The following is a 24,302-nucleotide window of genomic DNA, read 5'->3' on the forward strand; positions in this document are numbered from 1 at the left end:
AACAGTATAGAACCACGTAACCAAGCACCAAAAATAGAGTTAAAGGCAACAGACTGGCAATGATTGGCATATCGTTACTCTCCACTAAATAGTTATTTTAAACCAGAGTCTTTCGCATGGCCATATTGATCATCTTGGTGGGCTGAAGCAACTTGCGGAGCGAATTGGTCGGGAGGACATTGAGCTTATACTTCATCCTACGGCTTTCAAACCCCCCCGCCATATAAAGCTAACAGAAAAAATAAGAGTCAATTTTCCACCCTTCACACGAAACTTTGTAAAAGAGATGGGGATTGTCCCGGTAGAGAAAAAAGACCCCTGTCTGCTTCTGGACGAGTTCCTTCTGTTCCTTGGCGAGATACCGCGGACTTCTGATTTTGAAAAGGCAATGCCAAACGCTTACTACGAAGAAAATGGACAATAGAAGCATGATCGTATTGAAGATGATACAGCGATTGTGGCGAATATAAAACGAAATGGGCTGGTCATTTTTTCTGGATGCGCCCATTCGGGAATTATAAATACAGTCCAGTACGCAGGAGAGATTACAGGCATTGATAAGGTGTTTGTTGTGATGGGGGATTTCATCTTACGGGGCCTGACTATGTCTCCATCATTAAACCTACTACCGATGCATTAAAGAATATCGGTCCGAGGTATGTAGTGCCCACACACCGTACCGGAAGGCGTGCCACTATGTATATTGAAAAGGAAATAGGTGCTGAGTTTTTGCTGAATATGGTAGGTACGAAACTGACTTTCTCGGCATGAAACGATACGTCATGATCACGCTTCGAATTAGCCCATCCTATAAGGTTTGTTGTCTCTGTCTCGGAGCGAGACAATGGGTAATCACGGCTGTTGATGCCGAAACACGGCCGCCGCTATTGCGAACAACAGCGTGCCGATCCCCGCCAGCGCCAGTGCCTGCGGCCAGAGATCGGCGATGCCGTTGCCCTTGAGGAAGATGCCGAGAATGACATCCATGTAGTAGCGCAAGGGACTCAGCAGCGACAGCTGCTGCAATATCGCGGGCATGCTGGCGATCGGTGCCAGGGTGCCGGACAGGAACATCATCGGAAACAATCCGAAGAAGGCCAGCAGCAGCGCCTGCTGCAGTGTCCGACAGACGGCGGCGACCAGCACGCCGATGGCGATGGCGCTGAGCAGGAAGAGGGCGGTCAGCAGCACGAACAGCGTCAAACTTCCGCGCAGCGGCACGTCGAACCAGCGGACGATCAGCAGGCTCGGAAACACCGACAGGGTGCCCATTACCAGTGTCGGTACCGTCTTGGCGACGAAGAGTTCGCTTATTCGGACCGGCGTGACCTGCAGTTGCTCGAGGGTACCGAGCTCTTTTTCGCGCACGATGGTCGCCGCCGGATGAATGACGCCGACCATCAGGGCGGCCAGAGCGATCATCGACAGCACCATGAAACGCGTATAGGTCAGATCCGGGTTGTACCAGATACGTATGACCGGCCGGATGGCAGGTGACGGTTGCGGACCCGCACCGGCCTGCAGGGACGAAAGCCCCCGCAGGATGTAGTTGCGGGCGGTCGCGGCGGTATTGGCATCGCTGCCGTCCAGCAGCAGCTGCAGCGTCGGGGTTTCGTCGCGTATCAGGACTTCGGCAAAGTCGCGTGGTATCACCAGCACGGCGCGGGTGCGGCCGTCCTGTAGCCAGCGCTCGGCCTGCCTCATATCTTGGGGGTAGCCGGTGAGCGAGAAAGCTTCACCACTGGTCAGCGCATCGACCAGCAGGCGGCTGTGGGCGCTGCGATCGTGATCGAGTACGGCCAGCGGTAGGTGTCGAAGATCCAGTCCCAGTGCGTAGGCACAGATCACCACTTCCACGGTATAGAGCCACAGGATCAGCAACAGCATGACCCGGTCGCGGAAGAACTGGATCAGCTCCTTGATCAGCAGGCTGCTGAGTCGCATCAGGCCACCTTTTTCTTCAGTCGTCGACTGGCGAGGATAAACACTGCCAGGGTATAGAGGGCCAATACCGCTACCTGGAACCAGACCATGTCGATGCCAGTGCCTTTCAGCACGATGCCGCGGGATATTTCGACGAAATAAACGCCTGGAAAAATCGCGGCGTACAGCTGCAGCAGAGCCGGCATCGTGAAGATCGGAAACAGCAGGCCGGAAAACAGAAAGGATGGCATCAGCGTTACGATCAAGGCCAGCAGCATGGCGGTTAACTGGGTTCGGGTCAGCGTTGACACCAGCAGTCCGATGCCGACGGTACAGAGCACATAGACAAGACCGGCCGCCAGCAGAAAGAGAAAGCTGCCCTGAAACGGCACGCCGAACCAGAAATAGCCGAAGGACACCACGATGAGCATCTGCAGCAGCGCGATCAGGCTGTAGGGTACCAGCTTGCCGAAAATGAACTCACTCGAGGTCAGCGGCGAGGCGAAAATGCACTGAATCGTGCCGGTCTCCTTTTCACGTACCACGCCAAGCGCGGTCAACAGCGGTGGAAAGGCCAGCAGAATCACGGCGTAGAGACCGGGCACGATGTAGTTGACGCTTCTCAGCGAGGGGTTGTACCAGACCCGGGTTTCGAGCCTCAGGGTCGCCCGGGAAGGCTTCGTACCAAAACTGGCAACCAGGGCTTCGGCGTAGCCGGCCGCCAGCAGGGCGGTGGTGGAATAGGTGCCGTCGACGACAACCTGTACTTGCGGTTGTTCGCGCCGCAGCAGGCTGTCGTTCAGCCCCGCCGGCACCACCAGCACCAGGTCGACCTGGCCACGCTGCAATACCTGTTCGATCTCCCGTACCGACCCGAGCGACCGGCTCAGGTGGAAGGACTCATTGGCGCTGAAGTGCTCGATCAGTGCACGGCTGGCGGGGCTGTGGTCCTCGTCGAGTACACCCAGGGATGCCCTGCGCAGGTCGAGAGAAATCGCGTAGCCAAACAGAAACAGCATGACCAGTGGCATGAGCAGGGCTACGCCCAGGGTGATGGGATCGCGCAGGATCTCGCGCGTCTCCTTGCCGATCACGGCACGGATGCGGCGGGCATTCATCCGACCACTCCGGCGGCAGCCGATGGCCGGGTGATATAGGCCATGAAAACGGCCTCGACGGATGCCCCGGGATCCGAAGGCTGCAGTGCGCTGCGCAGTTCGGCAAGCGTGCCCAGTGCGACCAGACGGCTGTTGTGCATCAGGCCGAGTCGGTGACAGTAACAGGCCTCTTCGAGGTAATGGGTTGTGACCAGAATCGCCATGCCCGATCGGGCCAGCCGCTGGATCAGTTGCCAGAACCGGCGGCGTGCCAGGGGATCGACACCGGACGTCGGCTCATCGAGAAAGAGTACCGAGGGCCGGTGCATAATGGCGCAGGCCAGTGCCAGCCGCTGGCGCAGGGCGCCGGACAGCGCTTGGGTGCGATTGCCGTCCAGGCCGTCGATACCGACCAGGGGTTTGACCCAGCGAATCGCATCGCGGCGATGTTGCCCCGAAAGACCATACATGCCGGCGAAAAAGCGCAGGTTCTCGATCACGCTGAGGTCGGGGTAGAGCGAAAAGCGCTGCGACATATAGCCGATGCGGGCCTTGATCTGTGTCGACGAACTCGCCAGTGGCAGGCCGGCGATCCGGGCCTCGCCTGCACTCGGGCGTTGCAAGCCGCAAAGTACGCGGATAAGCGTGGTCTTGCCGGCCCCGTTGGGCCCCAGCCAACCGACCACCTCGCCGGCGGCGATACGGAAGGAAACCTGGTTCACGGCCGAAAAATCGCCAAAGCGAACACTGATATCGGTGGCGGCAATGGCCGTCGCGGGAGCGGCCGGTGTGGCGGCGGAGCGAAGCGAAACGGTTGTCGCGAGACGGTCGGCCGGCTGGGCCGTCAACTGGACAAAGGCGTTTTCCAGATCGGGCATGGCCGGGCTCGGGGCGCCCAGATACTCGAGCTTCATGCGCAGCGATCCCGAGATGCCCTGAGCGTTGTCGATCTGAAAACGATAGCGATCAGCAAGCCACTGTCCGCTGATCACTTCAGGGGAGGCGGCGAGAATTTCCTGTACCTCTTCCAGGCGGGCTGTCACCACCTCATAGACCCGCCCACGCGCCCGGTCCTTCAAGGCCGCGGGGCTGTCCACCGCGAGCAGGCGTCCCCGATACAGAAAGGCCAGCCGGTCACAGGCCTGGGCTTCATCCATGTAGGGGGTCGTCAGGACGATGGTCATGCCGGAGTCGCGAAAGGTGCGCAGCATCTTCCACAGCTCCTGACGCGATACCGGATCGACGCCGAGGCTGAGTTCGTCCAGCAGCAGCAACTCGGGCTCATGAATCAGGTTGGTACACAGGGACAATTTCTTGCGCATGCCGCCCGACAGCACACGGGCCTCGCGGTTAACGGCGTCCTGAAGACCGGCCATCTGCAGCAGTCGCTGGCGTCGCTGTCGGTAATCCGCATCGGAAACACCGCGAATGCGGGCTGAAAACGCCAGGTTTTCCTCGACGCTCAGGCGGTCGTACAGCGTGAAGCCCTGTGACATGTAACCGATACGGTCGGTTACCTGGGAGGATTCGCGCAGAGTATCGAAGCCGAGCACGCGGCACTGGCCGGCGGTCGGATCCAGGATCGCGGCGAGCAGCTGCATCAGGGTGGTCTTGCCCGCGCCGTCGGGGCCCAAAATGCCGAATATTTCGCCCCGGCCTACCTGCAGATCGATACCCGCCAGCGCCTCGTGGCGGCCGAAGCGTCTGCCCAGTCCCTGCGCTTTGATAATCCGGTCTTCATGATCCTGCGGCGCCATCTATCGCGGAACCTCCAGTTGCTGCGGCCAGGGCTGTTGCGGGGACCAGCGTATCCAGGCGTCGGCCGGCATGCCGGGTTTCAGGAAGCCTTCGGGGTTATCCAGTGAAAGCTCGACGCCGAAGACCATACGCGCGCGCTCCTCCGGCAGATGCACGTCCCGGGGCGTGAACTGGGCACGCTGATCGACCGCTGAGACCCTGGCCTCGAAAAAGCGTTCGGGAAAGGCATTGATCCGAACCCGGGCTTCGTTGCCGAGCTGGACCCTGCCGATCAGCCGTTCGGGAATGTACACCTTGAGCCGCAGATGCATCAGGTCCACCAGCATCGCAATCGCGGTACCGGGACTGGCGAGTTCGCCTGCCTCGATTGCCTTGATGATCAGGGTACCGTCCACGGGGGCCCTGATGTCCGTCTTGTCGAGTTGCAGCTTCAGCAGTCGCAGGCTTTGCCGGGCGGCCTGTAGCCGGGCATCGCTTTCAGCCAGCTGCGCCTGCAGAAACCTGACCTGGCCCTGTGTCTCCTTGAGGCGATCTTCGGCACTGGCCAGCTGTTGCGGCGTCGCGGTGCCGGTCTGACGCAGTTTCAGAAAGCGGTCATAGTCCGAGGCGGCCGTGCCGGCATGGTGTCGCCACACATCCAGCTGTGCCTGCTGGGCCTCGATTCCCTGTCGGATCGCCGTCAGCTCGGCTTCGGTCAACGCCTGGCGAATCCTCAGTTCACGATCATCGAGGCGCACCAGCAGATCGCCGGCCTGGACCGGCTGTCCTTCTACCATTCGGTTATCGATCACACGGCCGCCGGTCTCGGCGCTGACCCGGATCTCGGTTCCTTCGATATGTCCGCTGCCGTAGAGAATCCCCTCGGGTAGCGTGGGTGGACTCGAGACCCGAAACAGAATGTAGGAGGCGAGAGCGAGGGCGACGATCGCCACTGCCGTCCACCACCAAGCTATGCTCAATGTGAGGGGAGGCCGTTCCTTACCGGGCATTTGCATCGATCCCGGGATCTGACAGTTGTCGTTGCCGGCGGATCGCCCGCATTTGCAACTGGCATGATCGCTGACGCGGGCATGGGTTCATCGGGTGAGTACACCTTCGTTCGGCCGGTTTTTGAGCTGCCCAAGGCCGCTGTTCGGGGTTAACCGGTGGCAGACAGCGAAATCGCCGCCATGGCTTGTCTTCTTCAGCGATGAAACTGTTGCCAAGACCTCTTTCGGCACCATCTGCTATTAAATGTTTAGCTGGGAGCCGGTGATATCGCAACCGTTGCATGGACCGGAGGGGCGCTTGAAACGGAGGTGAGGATGGAACATCCAAGCAATAACCATAACCGTCTTAAGGCAGTGCGTATCGGCATCGATACCTACCAGGAATCGGTGGTGTACATGCGCGATGACTGCCATATCTGCCGGGCCGAAGGCTTCGGGGTGCAGACTCGGGTCAGGGTACAGGTCCGGGAGCAGAGTATCGTTGCCAGGCTCAACGTCGTCGAATCCGATGCCGGGCTGTTGCCCGCCGGACATATGGGGTTCTCGAAAATCACCTGGGAACGGCTGGAATTGACCGCGGGGGAGCAGGTTTCGATCAGCCATCCTGCCTGGATCAATTCACTGGGTTACGTGCGCAGCAAGATCTTCGAGCATCCGCTCGACGAGCGGCAATTCCATGCCATCGTGCAGGACATACTCATCGGCCGCTATACCGATGTCCATATCGCCAGTTTCCTTACGGCCTGCGCCAACCATCTGGACACGGACGAAATTGCTCACCTGACCCGGGCCATGGTCGATGTTGGTACCCGGCTGACCTGGCCGCAATCCGACATGGTGGTGGACAAACACTGCATAGGGGGCCTGCCCGGCAACAGAACCACGCCGATCGTGGTTGCCATCGCGGCGGCGGCTGGACTGACGATGCCGAAGACCTCGTCCCGGTCCATTACGTCGCCAGCGGGTACCGCCGACACCATGGAAGTGATCACAAGGGTTGACCTGGATATCGACAGTATTCGGCGAGTCGTTCGTGAAGAGGGCGCTTGTCTGGCCTGGGGCGGCAGTGTCAGCCTGAGTCCTGTCGACGACATTCTGATCCGGGTCGAAAAGGCAATGGATCTGGACAGCCAGGGACAGCTGGTGGCATCGGTCCTGTCCAAGAAGGTCGCGGCCGGGTCGACCCACATCCTCATCGATATTCCCGTGGGACCGACCGCGAAGATTCGCTCGCAGTCCGCGGCACAGGAACTGAAGGCCATCTTCGAGCAGGTAGGCCGGCGACTGGGCGTCGTAGTCAGGCCGGTTATCACCGACGGCAGTCAGCCTGTTGGACGAGGCATCGGTCCCGCGTTTGAAGCCGAGGATGTGCTGGCGGTGCTCGGCCGTCGTGATGATGCCCCCGAAGACCTGCGTGACCGGGCAGTGCTGTTGGCCGGACAGATTCTGGAAATGGCCGGAGCCTCTCCTGTTGGAGAGGGCGGACGGCAGGCGCTGCAACTGCTCGAAAGCGGTGCCGCCTGGCAAAAGTTCAGGGCGATCTGCGAAGCACAGGGCGGCTTCAGGGAGTTACCGGTGGCAGCACATCGTTACCGCCTGCCTGCTGACCAATCTGGATCGATCGCGGCCTTTGACAACCGCCAGCTGGCAAGACTCGCCAAGCTGGCTGGCGCGCCAAACGCCAAGGCCGCCGGGGTGCGCCTGCTGGTGAAGGTGGGAGATGAGGTATCAAAAGGCGACCCCTTGCTGGAACTTTGCGCCGAAACACCGGGAGAGCTTCGGTATGCCCGCTCTTATCTGGAACAAACCACGGACTTGATTCGGTTGCAGCGTTAAACAGCGCCCCGAGCATTACGGTGTGTACGAGCTGAATTCAGTCGGCTACTGAAATCCATTTCATCAGGAGGCAGGCATGGCGACGCTTTGGCAGCAGTGGCACCAGGCGGCAGTCACAAGCAGCGGCTTTTTCTGGAGCGCGCTCTGGGCCTTCGCGCTGGGCTACCTGATCAGCAGCCTGATTCAGGTGCTGGTGACCGAAAGGCGGATGCAACGGACGATGGGCAGTACCGGTGCACGTAGCGTCGCACTGGGAACTCTGTTCGGCTTCGTATCCAGCTCCTGCAGCTTTGCCGCCTTGTCGACGACCCGGGCGCTGTTCCAGAAGGGCGCAGGCCTGGTGCCGTCGCTGGCGTTCATGCTGGCGTCAACCAATCTGGTGATCGAGCTTGGCATCGTCATTGCCATTTTTCTCAGCTGGCAGTTCGTGGTCGGCGAATATCTCGGCGGTATTCTCCTGATCCTGTTCGCCTGGCTCTTCGTGCGCCTGACCCGCCCCAGGCTGCTGATCCAGGAGGCGCGGCAACAGGTCGGCGAGGACAGCGACGAAAGCGGTGATGGCGACAGCAGTTGGCGCGACAAGATCCACTCGCGGGAGGGCTGGCACCAGATCGGCCAGACCTACGTGATGGAGTGGCAGATGGTCTGGAAGGACGTGCTGATCGGCTTCACCGTCGCCGGCATCATCGCCGCCTTCGTGCCGAACGGCTTTTTCGAGGCCCTGTTCATCGGTTCGGGCAGGGAGCGCGACCCCGGATTCCTGGCGGTGCTGGCGCAGACGGTGGTCGGGCCGGTCGCGGCCTTCTTCACCTTCATCGGCTCAATGGGCAATATCCCGCTGGCGGCGTTGCTGTACGACCGTGGCGTCAGCTTTGCCGGCGTCATGGCCTTTATCTTCTCAGACATGGTGGTGCTGCCGGTGCTGCGTATCAACGCCGCCTATTACGGCTGGAAGATGGCGCTCTATATCCTGGCGCTGCTGCTGTCGGGACTGGTCTGCGTTTCTCTGGTGCTGCACTACGGTTTCGCGGCCCTCGAACTGTTGCCGCGGGCGACCGGTGAGGCGATTACCGAACGGGATTTCTTTCGCGTCGACTACGGACTGGTACTGAATCTGGTGTTTCTCGCCGTCTCGGCTTTGCTGGTCGTCTTCGCCCGCCGGTCCGGTGGCAAAGACGACGACGGTCAATGCGAGCAACATGGCGAACACGCACATCATCACCATGACGACGGCGCGCCGCTGTCCGATAAAGTGATGAACGGCCTGGTCATCGTGGCACTGGTTTGGCTGATCGGCGGGCTGGCTGTCGCCCCTTGGTTCTGAGCCGATGGACACTGAGTGATCATACGGTTGTCAGTCGCATTGAACATGCGTCAGCGCGGTCCCTACCGATACCGAGCAGGGCGGCAAGCCGCCGTTCGACGTCCTTTAGCGGCCCCGCTGACCGAGGTCAGTCCATAAAGGCATGATAAAGTGAATGCTTCCCCGTTACAGGACCGGCGCTTTCGGCATCTCTTTGCCGCGCAGGTCATCTCGCTGTTTGGTACCGGCCTCACGACCGTGGCGCTGGCGCTGCTGGCGTATCAGATTGCTGGTGGAAGGGCCGGCGAAGTGCTTGGCATCGCACTGGCGCTGAAGATGGCCGCCTACGTCTTCGTGGCACCGCTGATCGGCAGTTACGCCCAGCAGTTACCGCGTCGTGCGCTGCTGGTATCGCTGGATCTGCTGCGCGCCGCCGCGGTGCTGGCGCTGCCGTTCATCAATGCGGTCTGGCAGATCTATTGCTTGGTGTTTTTGCTCAACCTGTTTTCGGCCGGTTTCACCCCGGTGTTCCAGGCCACCATTCCCGACATCATCAGGGATCGACAGCAATATGACCGGGCCCTCTCGCTGTCGCGGCTGGCCTATGACCTGGAAAACCTGCTGAGCCCGGCGATCGCGGCGATGCTGATCGCGGTGATGATCTTCGACGCCCTGTTCGTGCTAAACGCCATCGCCTTTGTCGCGTCGGCGCTGCTGGTGGTGTCCGTTGTGTTGCCCGGGCAATTGCCGGACCGCGGAAGCACCTTCTGGCACCGGGCGGTAAAGGGCATGAAAATTTATGTCAGGACGCCGAGGCTTCAGGGACTGCTGGCGCTATGCCTGGCCGTTGCTGCGGTTGGCTCGATGCAGATTGTCAACACCGTGGTCTACGTCAGGACCTACCTTGGCCTCGACGACACCTGGGTCGCCATTGCCCTGGCCGCAGCGGGAGGGGGCTCGATGAGCGCGGCCCTGCTGATGCCAAGGGCGCTGCAAAAGGTGCCTGAACGCACGTTGATGCTGGCTGGCGGCGGTATCATGGCGGCAGCCGTGCTGCTCGGAACCTTACAGCCTGACATCGCGGGGCTGATGATACTCTGGTGCCTGATCGGCTTTGGCAGCTCCCTGGTGCAGACGCCCGTTGGGCGGCTGCTGATCCGGTCCTGTCACGAACCGGATCGACCCGCGGTGTTCGCGGCCCAGTTTTCACTGTCCCATGCCTGCTGGCTGGTGACCTATCCGCTCGCCGGCTGGAGCGGCGCGAACCTGGGGCTTGCAGCCGCTTTTGCCATAATGGGCGCTATTGCCCTGATCTCGGCTTTGGCCGCGCTGACGCTCTGGCCCGCTCATGAACCCGACGAGCTGGAACACTTCCATGCGTCGATGGATCACCGCCATCTGCACTGTCACGATGTGTATCACCCGCATGAGCACGCCGGCTGGGAAGGGCCGGAACCCCACAGCCACCCTCATCACCATGCCGCGGTGAAACACCGGCACCGGCTGGTTATCGACGAGCACCATCCCAAGTGGCCGAAAAGGGAGCGGTAGCAAAGGATTAGTTCGATGGTTGGATTGAAAACTGCATCCCGCCACCCTAGAATCGTCACTTCATCCACTTTATGGACTGCCATGAAAGCGCCGCATCGCACATTGCTCGGACTGTTGCTGATGCTGGTCATCGCGATTCAGCCGATGGCTGCCCTGAATGCGGCGGAGCAGTCGGATCAGGCGATCTGGCAGCACTGGCACTACCACATCGAACACGACAGTCATGATCATGACGGCGTGGCGGACCCTGTATATCATCCCCATAGCCTCGAGGATCAGCTGCACGCCGATTCCTGCCATGGCGGCCACAGTCTGCTGCTGGTGGAGTTTCATCTGGTGGGCAGCGAATGTGTGCCGTCTTCATCCATCGTCAGTTTGCTGCCCACGCACAAGGCCCCGGACCTCTCCGTCGATACACCTCCTCCGATAGTCTGACTTTTTTACGACACCTGGTTAATTTTCGCGGAGATCGCCACCGATCCCGCCATGGCATGTTTGTGCAAAATTCGAGGATGTATCGATATGAAACCCGTATTTGTCTGGGGTAGCGCTGTAGTTCTGTCCGCCGCTGTCGCGTCCGGCGTGGTGTTGGCCCACGGTGGCGCCACCGGCGTCGTCAAGGAACGCATGGAATTGATGAAAGACATGAAGGGGGCGATGAAGTCGCTGTCCGAGATGTTCAGTGGCGAAGCCACATACGACGCAGCCCAGGTGCGTGCAGCCGCGGCCGTTCTGGAGGCCGCTTCCGGCGAGGCGATGACCAGGCTCTTTCCCGAGGGCAGCCTGCATATGCCCAGCGAGGCGAAGGCCGAGATCTGGCAGGAGTGGCAGCGATTCCAGGTGATGGCCGACGACCTGGGGCGCTACAGCCGGGCGCTGGCCGAGTCCGCCGACAACCGTGGCGGTGCCAGCGGCCAGGGGAGCGGCACCATGATGGGATCCCACTCGATGATGGGCACGGACTCCATGATGGGATCCCACTCGATGATGGGCACAGACTCCATGATGGGGGGAGATTCGATGATGGGTGGCAGCGGCATGATGGGGGGCGCGCCTTCGGCCGAACACCTGGCTCAGATGCCATCCGAGATGGTGTTCAAGATGGTCACCGATACCTGCTCGTCCTGTCATACCCGTTATCGCGCCGAGAAGGATGAGCATTGATGAAGCGTCTGAACCTTGCTCTGGCCGGCTTTGTCGGCCTCGCCGGGCTGGCGGTCGTGGGCAGCGGGGCCTTTTCCACCCCCCCGCTCGATCCGGGGCTGGAAAGCCTTAGCGGCGATGTCGCCCGCGGCGCCTATCTGGCCCGTGCGTCCGGTTGCATCGCATGCCATACCGATGTCGCCGGTGGCGGTCAGCCATTGGCTGGCGGTGCCCCGCTGGAGTCGCCGTTCGGCACTTTTCACGCACCCAACCTGACGACCGATCCCGAGCATGGCATTGGCGCCTGGACGCTGCAGGACTTCGCCAGTGCCGTGCGCCATGGTATCGCGCCGGACGGCTCGCCCTACTATCCGGCCTTCCCCTATACCTTCTATACCGGTTTCAGCGACCAGGATATTGCCGATCTCTGGGCTGCGTTTCGCACTGTGCCGGGGGTGTCGCAGCCTTCGAAAGAGCAGCAGCTGGCGTTTCCCTACAATATCCGCCAGGGCCTTAGGTTCTGGAAAACGCTGTATTTCGAGCCCGGGCGTTTCGAACCGGACCCGGACCACGACGAGCTGCACAACCGGGGAGCCTACCTGGTCGAGGCGGCAGGGCACTGCGCCGCCTGCCATACGCCGCGTAACCTGCTCGGAGTACTGGACGCGGAGGCCCCGCTGACCGGGGCCGACGGCCTTCCCGGTGGTGGCGCGGCCCCGCCGATCCATGCCGCGGCTTTGAAGGCCGACGGCTGGAGCGTCGATCAGCTGGCCTATGCATTGCGCTCGGGAATCACTCCGGACGGCGATGTACTGGGCGGCTCGATGGGCGAGGTGATCCGTGACGGTACCGGCTACCTTTCCAATGCGGATCTCAAGGCCATCGCCACCTACCTGTTGGTGGAGACCGACTGATCCGGCCGACGGTCTGATCCAGTTCAACGGCACGTTGCAGTGAGCGGGTCATGGATGGACTCGAGCGAAAGGGAGAGATCACGTGAAACGACGCGACCTGATAAAGCTATCCGCCATGGGACTGCTGGCGGTGCCCGGCATATCGCTGGCGGCGCGTGTCCCTGCCGTGCCGCGGCTGCAGTTGGAACTCAGGCCGGAACAGCGCCACTGGTTCGTGTCGGGCGGCGCTCCGTCGGACGGCGCTCCGGTGGCGCTCTGGGGGAGCAATCTCGACCTGCTGCGGCTGCGTCAGCACCAGCCGGTCGAGATCGAGGTCATCAACAACCTGCCCGATGAAACGACCCTGCACTGGCACGGTATTCGGGTCGACAACGCGATGGACGGCGTCAGTGGCCTGACCCAGGCGCCGATTCCGCCCCGCGGGCGTTTCGTTTACCGGCTGACGCCACCGGATGCCGGCACCTTCTGGGCGCATGCGCATCATCGTACCTATGAGCAACTGGCGCGCGGGCTCTATCTGCCCCTGATCGTCGACGAGGCGGAGCCCTATACCGCCGACCGTGACCAGTTGCTGGTACTGGATGACTGGCGGCTCGGCAAGGATGGCCAGCTCGATACAGACTCACTTGGGGATATGCACGAATGGGCGCATGGCGGGCGTATGGGCAATATCCTGACCGTCAACCGCCAGCATCGACCCCAGCTCAAGGCCAGGGCCGGCGAGCGGGTCCGTCTGCGGGTGCTGAATGCCGCCAACGCCCGCATCATGGTACTGCAGCTGCCTGACTGGCCGATCTGGATTCTGGCCAAGGACGGCCAGCCGCTGTCCGCACCGCGCGAGCATGCCGGCCCGTTGGTCCTGTCGCCGGCCGAACGTTACGATCTGCTGCTCGACATTCCCCCGAACGGGGAGGGCAGCCATTCCATATACCACTTGGCGAACGAGAGCCAGATCGAGATCGCCCGGTTGCTGGTCGATGCACAGGCCGCGCCGCTCGTGCGGTCTGCCCCTGTTCCACTGGCCGCCAATCCGCTGCCGGCCCTGCCGGCAAGGGCACCGGATCATCGGCTGCAATTGGATATGACCGGCGGGGCCATGGGCTCGCTGCGCCAGGCGGTTTACCGGGGACAGATGCTGAATATCGACGAACTGGTGCAGCAGCGCCAGATCTGGGCCTTCAACGGTAGCGCCGGGCTTGCGGAGCAGCCGCTGTTGCGCGCACGACCGGGTGAGCTGGTCGAAATCGAGCTGCACAACAACACCCGCTGGCCCCATGGCATGCATCTGCATGGCCATCACTTCCAGGCCGAATCTGCACGATATCCGTCTGATTTGTGGCACGACACGCTGCTTATGGCAAGGGGCGACAGGGTGCCGATCCGTTTCGTTGCCGGCACTCAGGGGCGCTGGCTGCTGCACTGTCACATGATCGAGCACCAGGCCGCAGGCATGGTCAGCTGGATCGATATCGTTGTTTAACAGTCTGCCAAGAAGGAGGAACGCCTCATGTTTCAAGATTATGACGGGATGATGTTTGGCCATGGCTGGGGAATGCTGCTGTGGCTGCTGCTGTTGCTGCTGGTTTTATGGGCATTTGTCCGGTTGCTGCTCGGACGCGACAGCAGCGACCGGTCACGGCAAAAAACCGCCCGGGATATTCTCGATGAGCGGTTTGCCAGCGGCGAAATTGACGAGGACGAGTACCGAAATAGGCTGAAGGTGCTGAAGGAGGAAGACAGGGACTGATACTGGTCGAATGCAGGATCTTAGCTGACGGACTCCGAGAGAATGGCGCGGGCGGTGTAGCTGAAAGTCGGGGCCTCGCTCCGGTACGGGGGGCGAGGTGGATGTAACAGCGGCACAACTTCAGCATCGACGGACTGACGCGGCGGCAACGCCAAATCAGCAGGTTTTGCCTGGGTTCGCATTGCCCTGCGGGCAATGATGAAGCATCCCTGCTTTGTGTATTAACCGGCCGGGTTAATAAGCGTGCGGCGAAGTGGTAGCGAGCACTGGAGCAGAATAAGGCCTTGCCCATCATGTACAAACCAGCGAAGCTGGGCAACATGCACGCCAAGACTCAATTAAAGGATGAGTAACATGAAAAACGGAATTCTGGGAAAGGTAAGAATCTTCGTATTGACTCTACTGTTTGTTGTCACAGGTGCTGCGGCAGATAAAGGCGGCGCACAACGATGGACAGTCGACGATGTTATTGGCGGTCCTTTGCCTTTTGCCATAGGACATCGTGGTTATGGCGAAAATCCCTGGTATAGCCCTGAACCCGACAGGCCCGTGGAAAATACCACCAAGGCTGTACGAGAGGGATTTCGAGATGGTATCCAGATCGTGGAGGTGGATGCGAACCTGACCGCTGATGGTATTGCGGTCTCTATGCATGATGATTTCTTGCCGAATTTTACAACGTGCGTCAATACACTCACCTTTGAACAGCTTAAAGGGATTGTGGGGGATGACAATGTCAAATCCCTGCGAAATATCCTTCAGGTTTCACGCACCTACAGCCAGATAACCTCGGACCGCCCCGGAGGCCAGCTCGTGGTGGAAATCAAAACGCCATCACCTTATTGTGTGCCTCTTGCGCAAGAACCACTCTACCTGGAAAACCTCGTGAACGCGGTGCTGGAAGATATTACCTTTACCGCAATGGAGAGCCAGGTTGTTATCGAGTCCTTTTCACCCGAGATACTCGGCATGTTGGCGGCAACGGAGTCAGACGTTCCCGGTATTCTGGCGGTGGATTTTTTACAACTATTAAGCCCAGAGCAGGTTGTTGGCCTTGATCCGACACTTTCTATTACAGAAATTGACAAAAGTTACACGGGTTTCAACCTGCCGTGGGGTGAAATAAGCGTTAATCTTGGCGAAGGCTTGAATTTCCCGCTGTATCGGTTTCCGAGTTACTACGAGGCCGGCCTCCCCATTGACAACATCATTTCCACGCTTGTCGATACTGGCTCCAGTATCATTTCACTGGATAAGAATATCCTGTTCCTGGCGCCAAGCTTAGGTATTGCCGCGGATGATTTGGTGGCACTGTTCCACAGCTACGGAATAAAAGTTCTGGTCCATACCATCCAAAGTTCTATTGAATGGGGCATTGCAAAACAGGCCGGCGTTGACGGGATCTATATCGATAATATTCCAGAGGGAGTGCTGCTCGAGACCCTGCAATAGGCAAAATAGGCGACTAAAAAGTTGAGCCGAGTAGCTTGGCAGGTTCAGAGTATTAATCGACCTGTCAGGCTATATGTCGAGTGAGCAAATATTTAATACCCTGATCATTTTCAAAGTCATAATTCATGGCTTATCTCTGTATTCTGTGATTTTAACCCGGTGGCAACTTATGTCGTCAGAACCGCTTTAATAAAGTGGTGCAGGATTCGCCACCATTGGCCAGCGGCCAATTCGAGCTCTTGAAAATTCATAGATTTCACAATATACCGTCTGATGTTCAAGGGCGAAAATGACACGGGTCAGGAAGGCCTGTTCCATCACCCGGCAAATAGTGACAACACCATCCCTGTCTTTTTTGTGGCATGAGGCCTATTTTTGAACCCGTTAAAAATGGGGGATTACCGCAGTATCGCCAGTAGCAGTGTGCTGATCTGGGCGGTCAGCCGCACTTGGTATCCGCGGTTTCTTTGTTGCCGACCGGTAAAGCTGTCTATGCTGCCTAATACGTTCGCGGATGCATGGCTGTATATCCGTGAATGCTATGTAGACAAGGGTGAGTAGCGTGTTTTGCGGTGCCGGTCATGATGATCGGCTCGGGTCGCATGCACACCTGTTACCTAAGAGGAGACCGGATATGAGAACCAAGACGATGATCATTGCCGCTTCCATGCTTTTCGCAGGCTCTGCACTGGCTGATCCGCCAGTGACCTCGGTTGCGGTCGAGTGCAACTGGGGAAAGCTCACCATGGAGTCCATCCAGAACGGATTTGAACAGGGTCCGCATTCTGCGGACCCTTCCGGTGACGGGCACGGTCCTGGCACCGCAGACGAGCCGCGGGCAGGGCTCGCCAACGTTCTGGAGCAGGGTAATCTTCAGGCACTCTGCGAGTTCATAGAAGACTCGCTCTGACAGTTGGCGAGGGCTTTGTACCACGCGGCAGGAGGCGCATTCCGTTGGCATGGTCGGCGGGATGCGCTTTTGCGCTTTTCTGTGCGCTTAAGGGGAGTGCAACACCTGTGTGCACTGCTGTGGCATCGGTGGTTTCGGCTTTGGCTTGGGCTTTTCCTGCTGTGGCGCGGTGCCATGCAGCAGGGCGTAGAACTCGTCGCTGAACCACCAGTCCAGGTCGTCGCCACAGGGTTCGTTCAGCACCGGCTGCTGCGCAACGCAGTTCGTGTCGCCTTTAGGGCAGGCCAGGCGCACATGGAAATGATAGTTGTGTCCCCACCAGGGGCGGATCCTGCGCAGCCAGTCGTTGTCTTTGCCCGCAATACGGCACAGCTTGCGCTTGATGGTGGGGTGGACGAAGATCCGCTCGACGCGTGGGTCTTCGGCGGCCAGGCGCAGTATGCGCGGAACATTGTCGTCCCAGTTCGCCTCGATCAGCAGATGGTCTTTTGCATCGGCGAGAGGCTTTGCAGCGATATTGTCGCGCTCCCAGGCGGTCAGCGGGCGCTGCAGCGAGCGCGGGTCCTGCGCGTACCAGATATCCGCATCCAGCCCCATCTGGTGACTGCGGTGTCCGTAGCTGAAGGGGCCGCCGCGGGCCATCGACATGTCACCTATCTGCAGGCGCCCCAGGCCCTGCCCAGCCACCTGGGCGGAAAAATCCGTCAGGAAACCGGTCAGCGCGGGATTGCCGTAATGGCGGTCACGCCCGGTGCGCACCAGCTGGAAGCCCTCGCCGCGTAGCGGCATTCGGTCCGCGCCGCTGAGGCAGCCATTGGTATACTCGCCAATGCTCGCGGGGGCCTGCGAGGAGGTGGATTTTATTTCCTCCCAGGGGTTAGTGGCGCCGGCCAAGGCGCTGCCCAAGATCAGTGTGCCGCCAAGCAGCATCGAATAAACAGACCTCATCCACATAAGCGCTCCGGTGCCAAATCCAGCGCCAATTATAGCGGTTGGAATCACGCCGACAGAATAATATTTGGTGCCCGGAGATCTTCCCGGCAGGGCTTCGATACCCTGTCCATTACCGCGTCTGAAGCGATCAGGATGCGCTGCTCGTTAAGCAGATTCAGCTGCTTCGCGTGACGTAAAAATTTATTAAAAACATACTCTTGGGTGAGTATGTATGTTGATTTACATCGTGGCGAGGGGCGCCCGGTTTCGCTAAATCAGGTTTTTTCCAGGGGCTGTAGGGTGTACTGAAACCTGAACGCCTGATTGTCGCGGTGGGCCAACAGCTTGTCGATCCGGTGACATCCTAATACGCGGGTTTAGGCCTAACATCGTTCCAGTACTGCCACCACGGCGGGGAAACGAGATTAGGGGGACAGCGATGATCGAAAACAATGCCACTTTCGAAACCGCGGGCTACAGCCATTATGCGGTCAGCCACCGGCCACAGCGTATCGATATCGGTGCAGAGTCACTGGGTCTGGTTTGGGATGATGGCCACGTCAGCGAATTTCACTACCTATGGCTGCGGGATAACTGCCCGTGCTCTGACTGCGTATCGTCTCTGACGCGGGAACAACTGTTTGAGATCTGTGATGCACCGCTGTCTATTCGCCCGCTTGAGGCGCAGCTTCGTGGTGACTACCTGGAAATCCTGTGGAAGGGGGATGGACACCGCAGCCGCTTCCATCCCGGCTGGTTGCGAAGCCATTGTTACAGTGATCAGGCCCGTGCGGCGCGGCAATGGCAGCCGGCTATCTGGGACCGGGCGGCTATCGAAGCCAGCCTGCCCCGGTATGAATATGCCGACATGATGCAGCACGACGCCATACTGCTGCGTTGGCTGCGCAAGCTGCGTGATAGTGGTATTTCACTGCTGCACAACAGCGACACAACGCCCGGCACCCTGCAGCGGGTTGCGCAGCGTATTTCGTTTGTTCGGGAAACCAATTTCGGCACCCTGTTTGATGTGCGCTCCAAGCCAGATGCCAATACCGCCGCCTACACGACCCTGCGCCTGCCGCTGCATACCGATCTGCCGACGCGGGAACTGCAGCCGGGCCTGCAGTTCCTGCATTGTCTTGAAAACGACGCCACCGGTGGCGAGTCGATTCTGGTGGATGGCTTTTGCATTGCCCAGTACATGCGTGAACAGCACCCCGATGACTTTGATGCGCTCAGCAGTCTGCCGATGGATTTCTACAACAAGGACCGTAACAGCGATTACCGTTTCCGCGGGCCGGCTATCGTGCTCGATGGCCAGGGTGCGGTAAGCGAGATACGTTTTGCCAACTTTCTGCGCGGCCCGCTGGATGTCCCGCCCGATCAGGTGGTTCGGCATTATCGAGCCTACCGGACCTTTATCAGCCTGACCCGGGAGGCGCGCTTCCAGTTCGAATACCGCCTGGTGCCCGGCGATCTGCTGGTGTTCGACAACCGTCGCGTGCTGCATGCCCGCCGGGCCTTCGACCTGCAGCAGGGGCAGCGTCACTTGCAGGGCTGCTACGTTGATCGTGACGAACTGCTGTCCCGTATTCGAGTGCTTGAGCGGAGCCTTTAGCCTCCTGGGTTGATGGCGTCCACATGCCGGCAGCTGTATTCGGTGCTGTTAGGGAAGTCGCGGGTGCCGATTGCGGTACTTGCGCGGCGCAGCCTTCGATGGCCCAATAACAGCTCGCCCGGCCAGGAGCCTGTCGGGCTTTCGCGCAGCGGGTCAGTGTTGGCTTCATAAGAGGACATCCGACCATGATCAGGACCGCCGTCATCGGCTACGGGCTGTCAGCCCGAATCTTTCACCTGCCCTTTATTCAACTGCAGCCGGAGCTTGAGCTGGTGGCGATCAGCAGCCGTCAGCCGGAGTTGCGACAAGACTATCCGCAACTGCAGCATTACCAGGATGGACTTGAACTGATAGCGCGCAGTGACGCCGACCTGGTGGTCATCACCTCGCCAAACGACAGCCACTATCCGCTGGCAAGGCGGGCGCTGGAAGCCGGCAAGCATGTGCTGGTGGAAAAGCCCTTCGTCGTGAATTCGACGGAAGGCGAGGCGCTTATCGAGCTGGCGGCGCAGAAGCAGCGTACGCTGGCGATCTATCACAACCGCCGGTTCGATGGCGACTTCCTGACGCTGCAGCAACTGTTGCACAGTGGCCGCCTCGGTGACATTCGCTATTTCGAGTCCCATTTCGACCGCTTCCGGCCGGAACCCCGCGATCGCTGGCGTGAGCAGGCGGGGGCTGGCAGCGGCATTCTCTACGACCTCGGTCCGCACCTGATCGACCAGGCGCTGGCCCTGTTCGGCCCGCCGGACTCGATCAGCGCCCGCTGCCGCGAACTGCGCACGGGGGCCGAGTCCACCGACTACTTCCATCTGCTGCTGCACTATCCCGACAAGGAGGTTGTGCTGCACTCCAGCCCGTTCTGCGCCTCGCCCACGCTGCGTTTCATGCTGCAGGGTACTCGGGGCAGTTACGCAAAGTTCGGACTCGACCCCCAGGAGGATGCGCTGCGAGCAGGTCAGCTGCCTGAAGGACCGGACTGGGGGCTGGAGCCTGCCTCGGAGTACGGCCGGTTCCATACGGCGGACAGGGCTGAAATCTTCGCGACGCTGCCCGGTGATTACCGGCAGTTCTACGCCGCATTGGTGCGCACACTGCGACACGGGGACGCATTGGCGATCAGCCCTCAGCAGGCACTGCTCGGAATTCGGCTGATTGAGCTGGCGCTGCGCAGCAGTCGCGAAGGACGCCGGTTAGCCGTTGCCTGACGTGGTGGCGGGAATGCTGTGCTGCAGCGCTCTTTTCCCGACGTGCAGATCAGGCGGCATTGCGACGTTGCGCCCCGGGGGACTGCCCGAAGTGGCGGCGATAGCAGCGGCAGAAATGGGAAGCGGACGCGAAACCGCAGGCGCCGCCTACGTCGCAGACACTCAGGTTCGACTCCTGCAGTAACTGGCGGGCCCGCTCAAGGCGCAGCTTCAGGTAGTAGGCTGACGGAGAGGCATTCAGAAATCGCTGGCACAGGCGTTCCAGTTGTCGCAGGGAGATAAAGGCGCTGCGGGCCAGTTCGGTTGGTGTCAGCGGTGTTTCAAGGTGCTGTTCCATCAGGCCCAGCACCCGTATGAGTCGGGGATGGTGGATATTGAGCTGTCGCGGCAGGCCGATACGCTGTCGCTCCGACGGCGGTCTTATACCGTTCTTGATGCACTGATCGCAGATCTGCAGCGCCAGCGCCGTGCCTGAATGCTGGGCAATCAGATGCAGCATCATGTCGGTGGCGGCGGTGCCGCCGGCGCAGGTGATGCGGTTGCGACCGATGTCGAAGAGTTCCGGGCTGATGAGGATATCGGGGTAGGTTGCCTGAAATGCCGGTACGGCTTCCCAGTGCAGCGTTACGCTGTGCCCTTTCAGGAGCCCGGCACGGGCCAGCAGATGGCAACCGGTATCCAGTGCCCCCAGCAGGCAGCCACGCCGGTTCAGTCGGCGCAGCCAGTCGATGAGTACCGGGCTCTGGTAACGCTCCGGGTGAAAGCTTGCATTGACGAAAAGGTTGCGCGGAGTATCGACTGCATGAATGTCCAGGTGCTGCTGCAGCGCCATCTGGTTGCTGGCCGGAACGACCTGTCCATCCTCGCTCAGGCACTGCCAGCGATACAGTTGCTTTCCCGCCAGCCGGTTGGCGATGCGCAGTGGCTCGATGGCCGAGAGCAGCGACACCATGGCGTATTCAGGCAACAGCAGAAATGACAGGGTGATAACACCGTCGGCATCGGGCTGAAGTGCCGATGTGACCGACGGGCTGGCGGCGGCAGCCATGCTGCCAGGCTGGACAGGTGAGTGCATGTCGGCTCCTGTTGATCCCGGTTGCGTCGAAAAAAGCCGCCGCTGCACAGGGCAGCGGCGGTCAATTTCTCAGTCGATGGGCCGTTGTAGCATCACTTGACCTGAATCGCAGGGCGCGCGGCGCCGAACAGACCCGCTTCCTGGTGCAGGGATTTCAGCACGGCGAGGGTCATCGCAATAATGACCAGACTGAGCGGCAGGGCCGCGGCCATCAGGGCCGTCTGCAGGGCGCTCAGGCCGCCTGCGAGCAACAGCACGGCCGCAACCAGGCCGATGACGATGCCCCAGAAAATGCGGAAGATCTGCGGTGGCTCGTCATTGCCCAGCGACAGGATGGTGGTGAGGACCAGGGTGCTGGAATCCGATGAGGTGACGAACCAGCTCATCAGCAGGAATACCATCAGCGCCGAGATGATCCAGCCCAGGGCGCCATTGCCAGCGATACCGTCGGAGCTGGCGAACAGCGCGGCGGGCAGGTTCCAGGCATTGACCAGGTCAATCAGGCCGGCGCTTCCGGGACCGCCGGCGGCGTGCAATTCCTGATACAACGCGGTGCCGCCAAAGATTCCCAGCCAGATAAAGATCACCAGTGTCGGTACCAGCAGCACGCCGAGGACGAACTCGCGCAGGGTGCGGCCACGGGAAATACGGGCGATAAACAGGCCGACAAACGGGGCCCAGGCCAGCCACCAGCCCCAGTAGAAGACGGTCCAGCCGTTCTGCCAGCTGGCCGGGCCTTCCTCTTCAGGGAACCAGAGCCCCATCTGTACGAAGTTGCCCAGGTAGTCGCCCAGTGACTGGGCCAGGAGGTTGAGCAGCCAGGTGGTCGGGCCGGCGAACAGGAAGAAGGCGATCACCAGCACCGAGATGATGATGTTCCATTCGGAGATGACCTTGATGCCGCGCTGAACGCCAGAGACCGCCGACAGAATCGAGATCACCGAAATCAGCGCGATCAGTATCAGCTGAGTGTTCAGCCCCGGGTCCACACCGATGAGCCGCTCAAGACCGACCGCCATCTGGCTGACGCCGAGTCCAAGCGAGGTGGCGACACCAAAGACGCAGCCCACGACACCCAGCAGATCGACAACATGTCCGATGGGGCCGTAGATACGGTCGCCGATAAAGGGATACAGCGTGGAGCGCAGAGCCAGTGGCAGTTTCTTGCGGTAGGCGAAATAGGCCAGCGCCAGGCCGACGATGACGTACACCGCCCAGCCGTGGAAGCCCCAGTGGAAAAAGGTGACGCGCAGCGCATCGACGGCGCGGTCGTGGCCGATCGCGGTGGCGCCCGCCATATCGGCATAGGGATTGTTGGGATAGCCGAAGGCACCGCTGTTATCGAGGTAGAAGATGGGCTCGGCGACACCGAAAAACAGGATGCCGATACCGATGCCGGCAGAGAACAGCATCGAGAACCAGGCGAAGTTGCTGAATTCCGGTTTGCTGTCGTCGTCGCCCAGGCGAATGCGCCCGTGGCCACTAAATACGATGTAGCCGCAGATGCCGATCAGAAAGACCACGGTCACCATGTAGTACCAGCCGAAGGTGGTCTCGATCCAGCTGCGGGCCGTGCCGAACAGGGTACTGGCCAGCTCGGTATTGAAGCCGGTGAAAAGGACGAAGGCCATGACCAGCAGGGCACCGGCCACGGTCATGCCCTTGTGCATGTCCTTGAACAGGCCATGCCGGGCCAGGCTTTCGGCCCTGAAAACGCCAGTGTCACTTTGTTGTTGTTCTAACGACATTGTTGCGATCTCCGGATGTCATAAAGATAAGTCGGGTGTTGCCGTTGCTTGATAAGCCAGTTCCTTTGTCGGGTAACAGTATGCGCAGACCCGCTGGGCGGGTCTGCTGCCGTCGGCGCCTCAGCGCTTGATGCCGTGCTCGTCGCGGTATTCCTTCAGCGTGTGCATGATGCGGATCAGGCAGTCGTCGCGCTCGCGGATCAGGTCGTTGATCGAGGCGCCGTTGGCCTGGGTCAGGCAGCCGGCGACCATATCGTCCTTGAGCTGCTGTGTCAGCTCCGGCGCATCGAGGCGGGTCCAGGGCTCTTTGAGGGATTCCTCGAAGTGGTCCAGCAGATGCGCCATGCCGCCCTGGCCACCGCCCAGGTGATAGGTCAGGCAGTGGCCCATAATGGCCCAGCGCAGTCCCGGCCCGTAGGCGATGGCCTTGTCGATATCCTCAACCGAACACTCATTGTTGGCCACCATGTGCAGCGCCTCGCGCCACAGTGCTTCCTGCAGGCGGTTGCCGATAAAGCCCGGCAGCTCCCGGTCCATCTTGGCGACCTGTTTCTCGATCGCCTCGTAGAAGGCTGCGGTCCAGTCGACCACGTCCTGGCTGGTGCGCTCACCACCGCAGACTTCGCAGAAGGGCACCAGGTAAGGCGGGTTGAACGGATGCCCGACCACGAAGCGATCGGCCTGGTGCTGGATTTCCACGGCCATGTCGGACATGGCAAAGCCCGAGGTGCTGGAAATAATCACCACTTCGGGCGGTGCCAGCCGATCGAGCTCTGCAAACAGGGCACGCTTGGCATCGAGGTTTTCCGGGGTGCTTTCCTGAATCACCTCGACGCTGGTGGCCAGTTCTTCCAGGCTGTCGGCAAAGCGCAGGCGCTGTGGGCTGGCACCCTCGCGCAGGCCGAGTTTCACCATGGTCGGCCAGACATGATCCACCATGGCCAGCAGCTTCTCGCGGGCATTGGGGCCGGGGTCGTAGGCCACGACGTCCATGCCCATTCTCAAGAAATGCAGCGCCCAGGCGCCGCCGATTACACCGGTACCCAGGACACCGGCTTTGGTCACTGCAGTGGGAAGGGGGCGATTCATCTGTATTT

20 protein-coding genes are annotated in these 24,302 nt (G+C 60.4%); 12 read left to right on the forward strand and 8 right to left on the reverse strand.

Annotated elements, in window-relative coordinates; genetic code table 11:
• Window positions 1–852: 852 nt before the first annotated feature.
• From F451_RS0115755 to F451_RS0115770, 4 genes are read right to left on the reverse strand one after another with little or no spacing between them, the layout of a single operon-like run.
• Window positions 853–1,944, reverse strand: coding sequence for an ABC transporter permease (locus tag F451_RS0115755; RefSeq protein ID WP_020682355.1), 1,092 nt, complete (start codon window positions 1,942–1,944; stop codon window positions 853–855).
• The gene (locus F451_RS0115760) at window positions 1,944–3,041 is read right to left on the reverse strand and encodes an ABC transporter permease (RefSeq protein ID WP_020682356.1); all 1,098 of its coding nucleotides are present in this window, start codon (window positions 3,039–3,041) and stop codon (window positions 1,944–1,946) included. The genes F451_RS0115755 and F451_RS0115760 overlap by 1 nt, the downstream gene beginning before the upstream one ends.
• Entirely contained in the window at window positions 3,038–4,777 is a 1,740-nt protein-coding gene (locus F451_RS0115765) for an ATP-binding cassette domain-containing protein (RefSeq protein ID WP_020682357.1), read from the reverse strand. The genes F451_RS0115760 and F451_RS0115765 overlap by 4 nt, the downstream gene beginning before the upstream one ends.
• A complete protein-coding gene (locus tag F451_RS0115770) occupies window positions 4,778–5,710 on the reverse strand; it encodes an HlyD family secretion protein (protein WP_020682358.1) in 933 nt (310 codons plus the stop codon).
• Window positions 5,711–6,082: 372 nt separating this feature from the next.
• Here F451_RS0115770 and F451_RS0115775 point away from each other — a divergent pair, with 372 nt between their 5' ends.
• From F451_RS0115775 to F451_RS0115825, 10 genes are all read left to right on the forward strand, one after another.
• Window positions 6,083–7,603, forward strand: coding sequence for a thymidine phosphorylase family protein (locus F451_RS0115775; protein WP_020682359.1), 1,521 nt, complete (start codon window positions 6,083–6,085; stop codon window positions 7,601–7,603).
• A 76-nt stretch (window positions 7,604–7,679) separates the two neighbouring features.
• Window positions 7,680–8,927, forward strand: coding sequence for a permease (locus tag F451_RS0115780; RefSeq protein WP_020682360.1), 1,248 nt, complete (start codon window positions 7,680–7,682; stop codon window positions 8,925–8,927).
• A 150-nt stretch (window positions 8,928–9,077) separates the two neighbouring features.
• Window positions 9,078–10,457, forward strand: coding sequence for an MFS transporter (locus F451_RS0115785; protein ID WP_020682361.1), 1,380 nt, complete (start codon window positions 9,078–9,080; stop codon window positions 10,455–10,457).
• Between the two features lie 81 nt (window positions 10,458–10,538).
• A complete protein-coding gene (locus tag F451_RS0115790) occupies window positions 10,539–10,892 on the forward strand; it encodes a hypothetical protein (RefSeq protein ID WP_020682362.1) in 354 nt (117 codons plus the stop codon).
• A gap of 87 nt (window positions 10,893–10,979) precedes the next feature.
• Entirely contained in the window at window positions 10,980–11,621 is a 642-nt protein-coding gene (locus F451_RS0115795) for a c-type cytochrome (protein WP_020682363.1), read from the forward strand.
• Window positions 11,621–12,514 (forward strand): c-type cytochrome, encoded by an 894-nt coding sequence (locus tag F451_RS0115800; protein ID WP_020682364.1) that lies wholly within the window; start codon window positions 11,621–11,623, stop codon window positions 12,512–12,514. The genes F451_RS0115795 and F451_RS0115800 overlap by 1 nt, the downstream gene beginning before the upstream one ends.
• Before the next feature lie 82 nt (window positions 12,515–12,596).
• On the forward strand, window positions 12,597–13,994 hold the full coding sequence (locus tag F451_RS0115805; RefSeq protein WP_026291812.1) for a multicopper oxidase family protein: 1,398 nt from the start codon (window positions 12,597–12,599) through the stop codon (window positions 13,992–13,994).
• A gap of 27 nt (window positions 13,995–14,021) precedes the next feature.
• Complete coding sequence (locus tag F451_RS0115810; RefSeq protein ID WP_020682366.1) at window positions 14,022–14,261, forward strand: SHOCT domain-containing protein; 240 nt, start codon at window positions 14,022–14,024, stop codon at window positions 14,259–14,261.
• Between the two features lie 354 nt (window positions 14,262–14,615).
• Entirely contained in the window at window positions 14,616–15,713 is a 1,098-nt protein-coding gene (locus F451_RS0115815) for a glycerophosphodiester phosphodiesterase (RefSeq protein WP_020682367.1), read from the forward strand.
• A gap of 634 nt (window positions 15,714–16,347) precedes the next feature.
• Entirely contained in the window at window positions 16,348–16,623 is a 276-nt protein-coding gene (locus tag F451_RS0115825) for a hypothetical protein (RefSeq protein ID WP_020682369.1), read from the forward strand.
• Between the two features lie 87 nt (window positions 16,624–16,710).
• On the opposite strand, the gene mepA is transcribed toward F451_RS0115825, so the two are convergent.
• Window positions 16,711–17,571, reverse strand: coding sequence for a penicillin-insensitive murein endopeptidase (gene mepA / locus F451_RS0115830; RefSeq protein WP_040880003.1), 861 nt, complete (start codon window positions 17,569–17,571; stop codon window positions 16,711–16,713).
• Window positions 17,572–17,995: 424 nt separating this feature from the next.
• Here mepA and F451_RS0115835 point away from each other — a divergent pair, with 424 nt between their 5' ends.
• Window positions 17,996–19,174 carry a gamma-butyrobetaine dioxygenase gene (locus F451_RS0115835; protein ID WP_020682371.1) on the forward strand — a complete coding sequence of 393 codons (1,179 nt, stop codon included), beginning with the start codon at window positions 17,996–17,998 and terminating at the stop codon, window positions 19,172–19,174.
• A gap of 185 nt (window positions 19,175–19,359) precedes the next feature.
• Window positions 19,360–20,382: an oxidoreductase gene (locus F451_RS0115840; protein WP_020682372.1), complete on the forward strand. Its 1,023-nt coding sequence runs from the start codon at window positions 19,360–19,362 to the stop codon at window positions 20,380–20,382.
• 49 nt (window positions 20,383–20,431) lie between these two features.
• Here the strand turns inward: F451_RS0115840 and F451_RS0115845 are convergent, their stop codons facing one another.
• The 3 genes from F451_RS0115845 to F451_RS0115855 all read right to left on the reverse strand — a co-directional run bounded on the left by F451_RS0115845 (window position 20,432) and on the right by F451_RS0115855 (window position 24,294).
• Window positions 20,432–21,457, reverse strand: a complete 1,026-nt coding sequence (locus F451_RS0115845; RefSeq protein ID WP_020682373.1) for a GlxA family transcriptional regulator — start codon at window positions 21,455–21,457, stop codon at window positions 20,432–20,434.
• 92 nt (window positions 21,458–21,549) lie between these two features.
• Window positions 21,550–23,205 carry a BCCT family transporter gene (locus F451_RS0115850; RefSeq protein WP_020682374.1) on the reverse strand — a complete coding sequence of 552 codons (1,656 nt, stop codon included), beginning with the start codon at window positions 23,203–23,205 and terminating at the stop codon, window positions 21,550–21,552.
• A 120-nt stretch (window positions 23,206–23,325) separates the two neighbouring features.
• Window positions 23,326–24,294 (reverse strand): 3-hydroxyacyl-CoA dehydrogenase NAD-binding domain-containing protein, encoded by a 969-nt coding sequence (locus F451_RS0115855; protein WP_020682375.1) that lies wholly within the window; start codon window positions 24,292–24,294, stop codon window positions 23,326–23,328.
• Window positions 24,295–24,302 lie beyond the last annotated feature (8 nt).

Source organism: Marinobacterium rhizophilum DSM 18822 (assembly GCF_000378045.1).
Taxonomy (GTDB): domain Bacteria; phylum Pseudomonadota; class Gammaproteobacteria; order Pseudomonadales; family Balneatricaceae; genus Marinobacterium_A; species Marinobacterium_A rhizophilum.

Excerpts from the sequence above, each read along its gene's own strand:
- F451_RS0115755 (WP_020682355.1), bottom strand. The coding sequence starts at position 1,944 with ATGCGACTCAGCAGCCTGCTGATCAAGGAGCTGATCCAGTTCTTCCGC.
- F451_RS0115760 (WP_020682356.1), bottom strand. The coding sequence starts at position 3,041 with ATGAATGCCCGCCGCATCCGTGCCGTGATCGGCAAGGAGACGCGCGAG.
- F451_RS0115765 (WP_020682357.1), bottom strand. The coding sequence starts at position 4,777 with ATGGCGCCGCAGGATCATGAAGACCGGATTATCAAAGCGCAGGGACTG.
- F451_RS0115775 (WP_020682359.1), top strand. The coding sequence starts at position 6,083 with ATGGAACATCCAAGCAATAACCATAACCGTCTTAAGGCAGTGCGTATC.
- F451_RS0115780 (WP_020682360.1), top strand. The coding sequence starts at position 7,680 with ATGGCGACGCTTTGGCAGCAGTGGCACCAGGCGGCAGTCACAAGCAGC.
- F451_RS0115790 (WP_020682362.1), top strand. The coding sequence starts at position 10,539 with ATGAAAGCGCCGCATCGCACATTGCTCGGACTGTTGCTGATGCTGGTC.
- F451_RS0115795 (WP_020682363.1), top strand. The coding sequence starts at position 10,980 with ATGAAACCCGTATTTGTCTGGGGTAGCGCTGTAGTTCTGTCCGCCGCT.
- F451_RS0115800 (WP_020682364.1), top strand. The coding sequence starts at position 11,621 with ATGAAGCGTCTGAACCTTGCTCTGGCCGGCTTTGTCGGCCTCGCCGGG.
- F451_RS0115810 (WP_020682366.1), top strand. The coding sequence starts at position 14,022 with ATGTTTCAAGATTATGACGGGATGATGTTTGGCCATGGCTGGGGAATG.
- F451_RS0115815 (WP_020682367.1), top strand. The coding sequence starts at position 14,616 with ATGAAAAACGGAATTCTGGGAAAGGTAAGAATCTTCGTATTGACTCTA.
- F451_RS0115825 (WP_020682369.1), top strand. The coding sequence starts at position 16,348 with ATGAGAACCAAGACGATGATCATTGCCGCTTCCATGCTTTTCGCAGGC.
- mepA (WP_040880003.1), bottom strand. The coding sequence starts at position 17,571 with ATGAGGTCTGTTTATTCGATGCTGCTTGGCGGCACACTGATCTTGGGC.
- F451_RS0115835 (WP_020682371.1), top strand. The coding sequence starts at position 17,996 with ATGATCGAAAACAATGCCACTTTCGAAACCGCGGGCTACAGCCATTAT.
- F451_RS0115840 (WP_020682372.1), top strand. The coding sequence starts at position 19,360 with ATGATCAGGACCGCCGTCATCGGCTACGGGCTGTCAGCCCGAATCTTT.
- F451_RS0115845 (WP_020682373.1), bottom strand. The coding sequence starts at position 21,457 with ATGCACTCACCTGTCCAGCCTGGCAGCATGGCTGCCGCCGCCAGCCCG.
- F451_RS0115850 (WP_020682374.1), bottom strand. The coding sequence starts at position 23,205 with ATGTCGTTAGAACAACAACAAAGTGACACTGGCGTTTTCAGGGCCGAA.
- F451_RS0115855 (WP_020682375.1), bottom strand. The coding sequence starts at position 24,294 with ATGAATCGCCCCCTTCCCACTGCAGTGACCAAAGCCGGTGTCCTGGGT.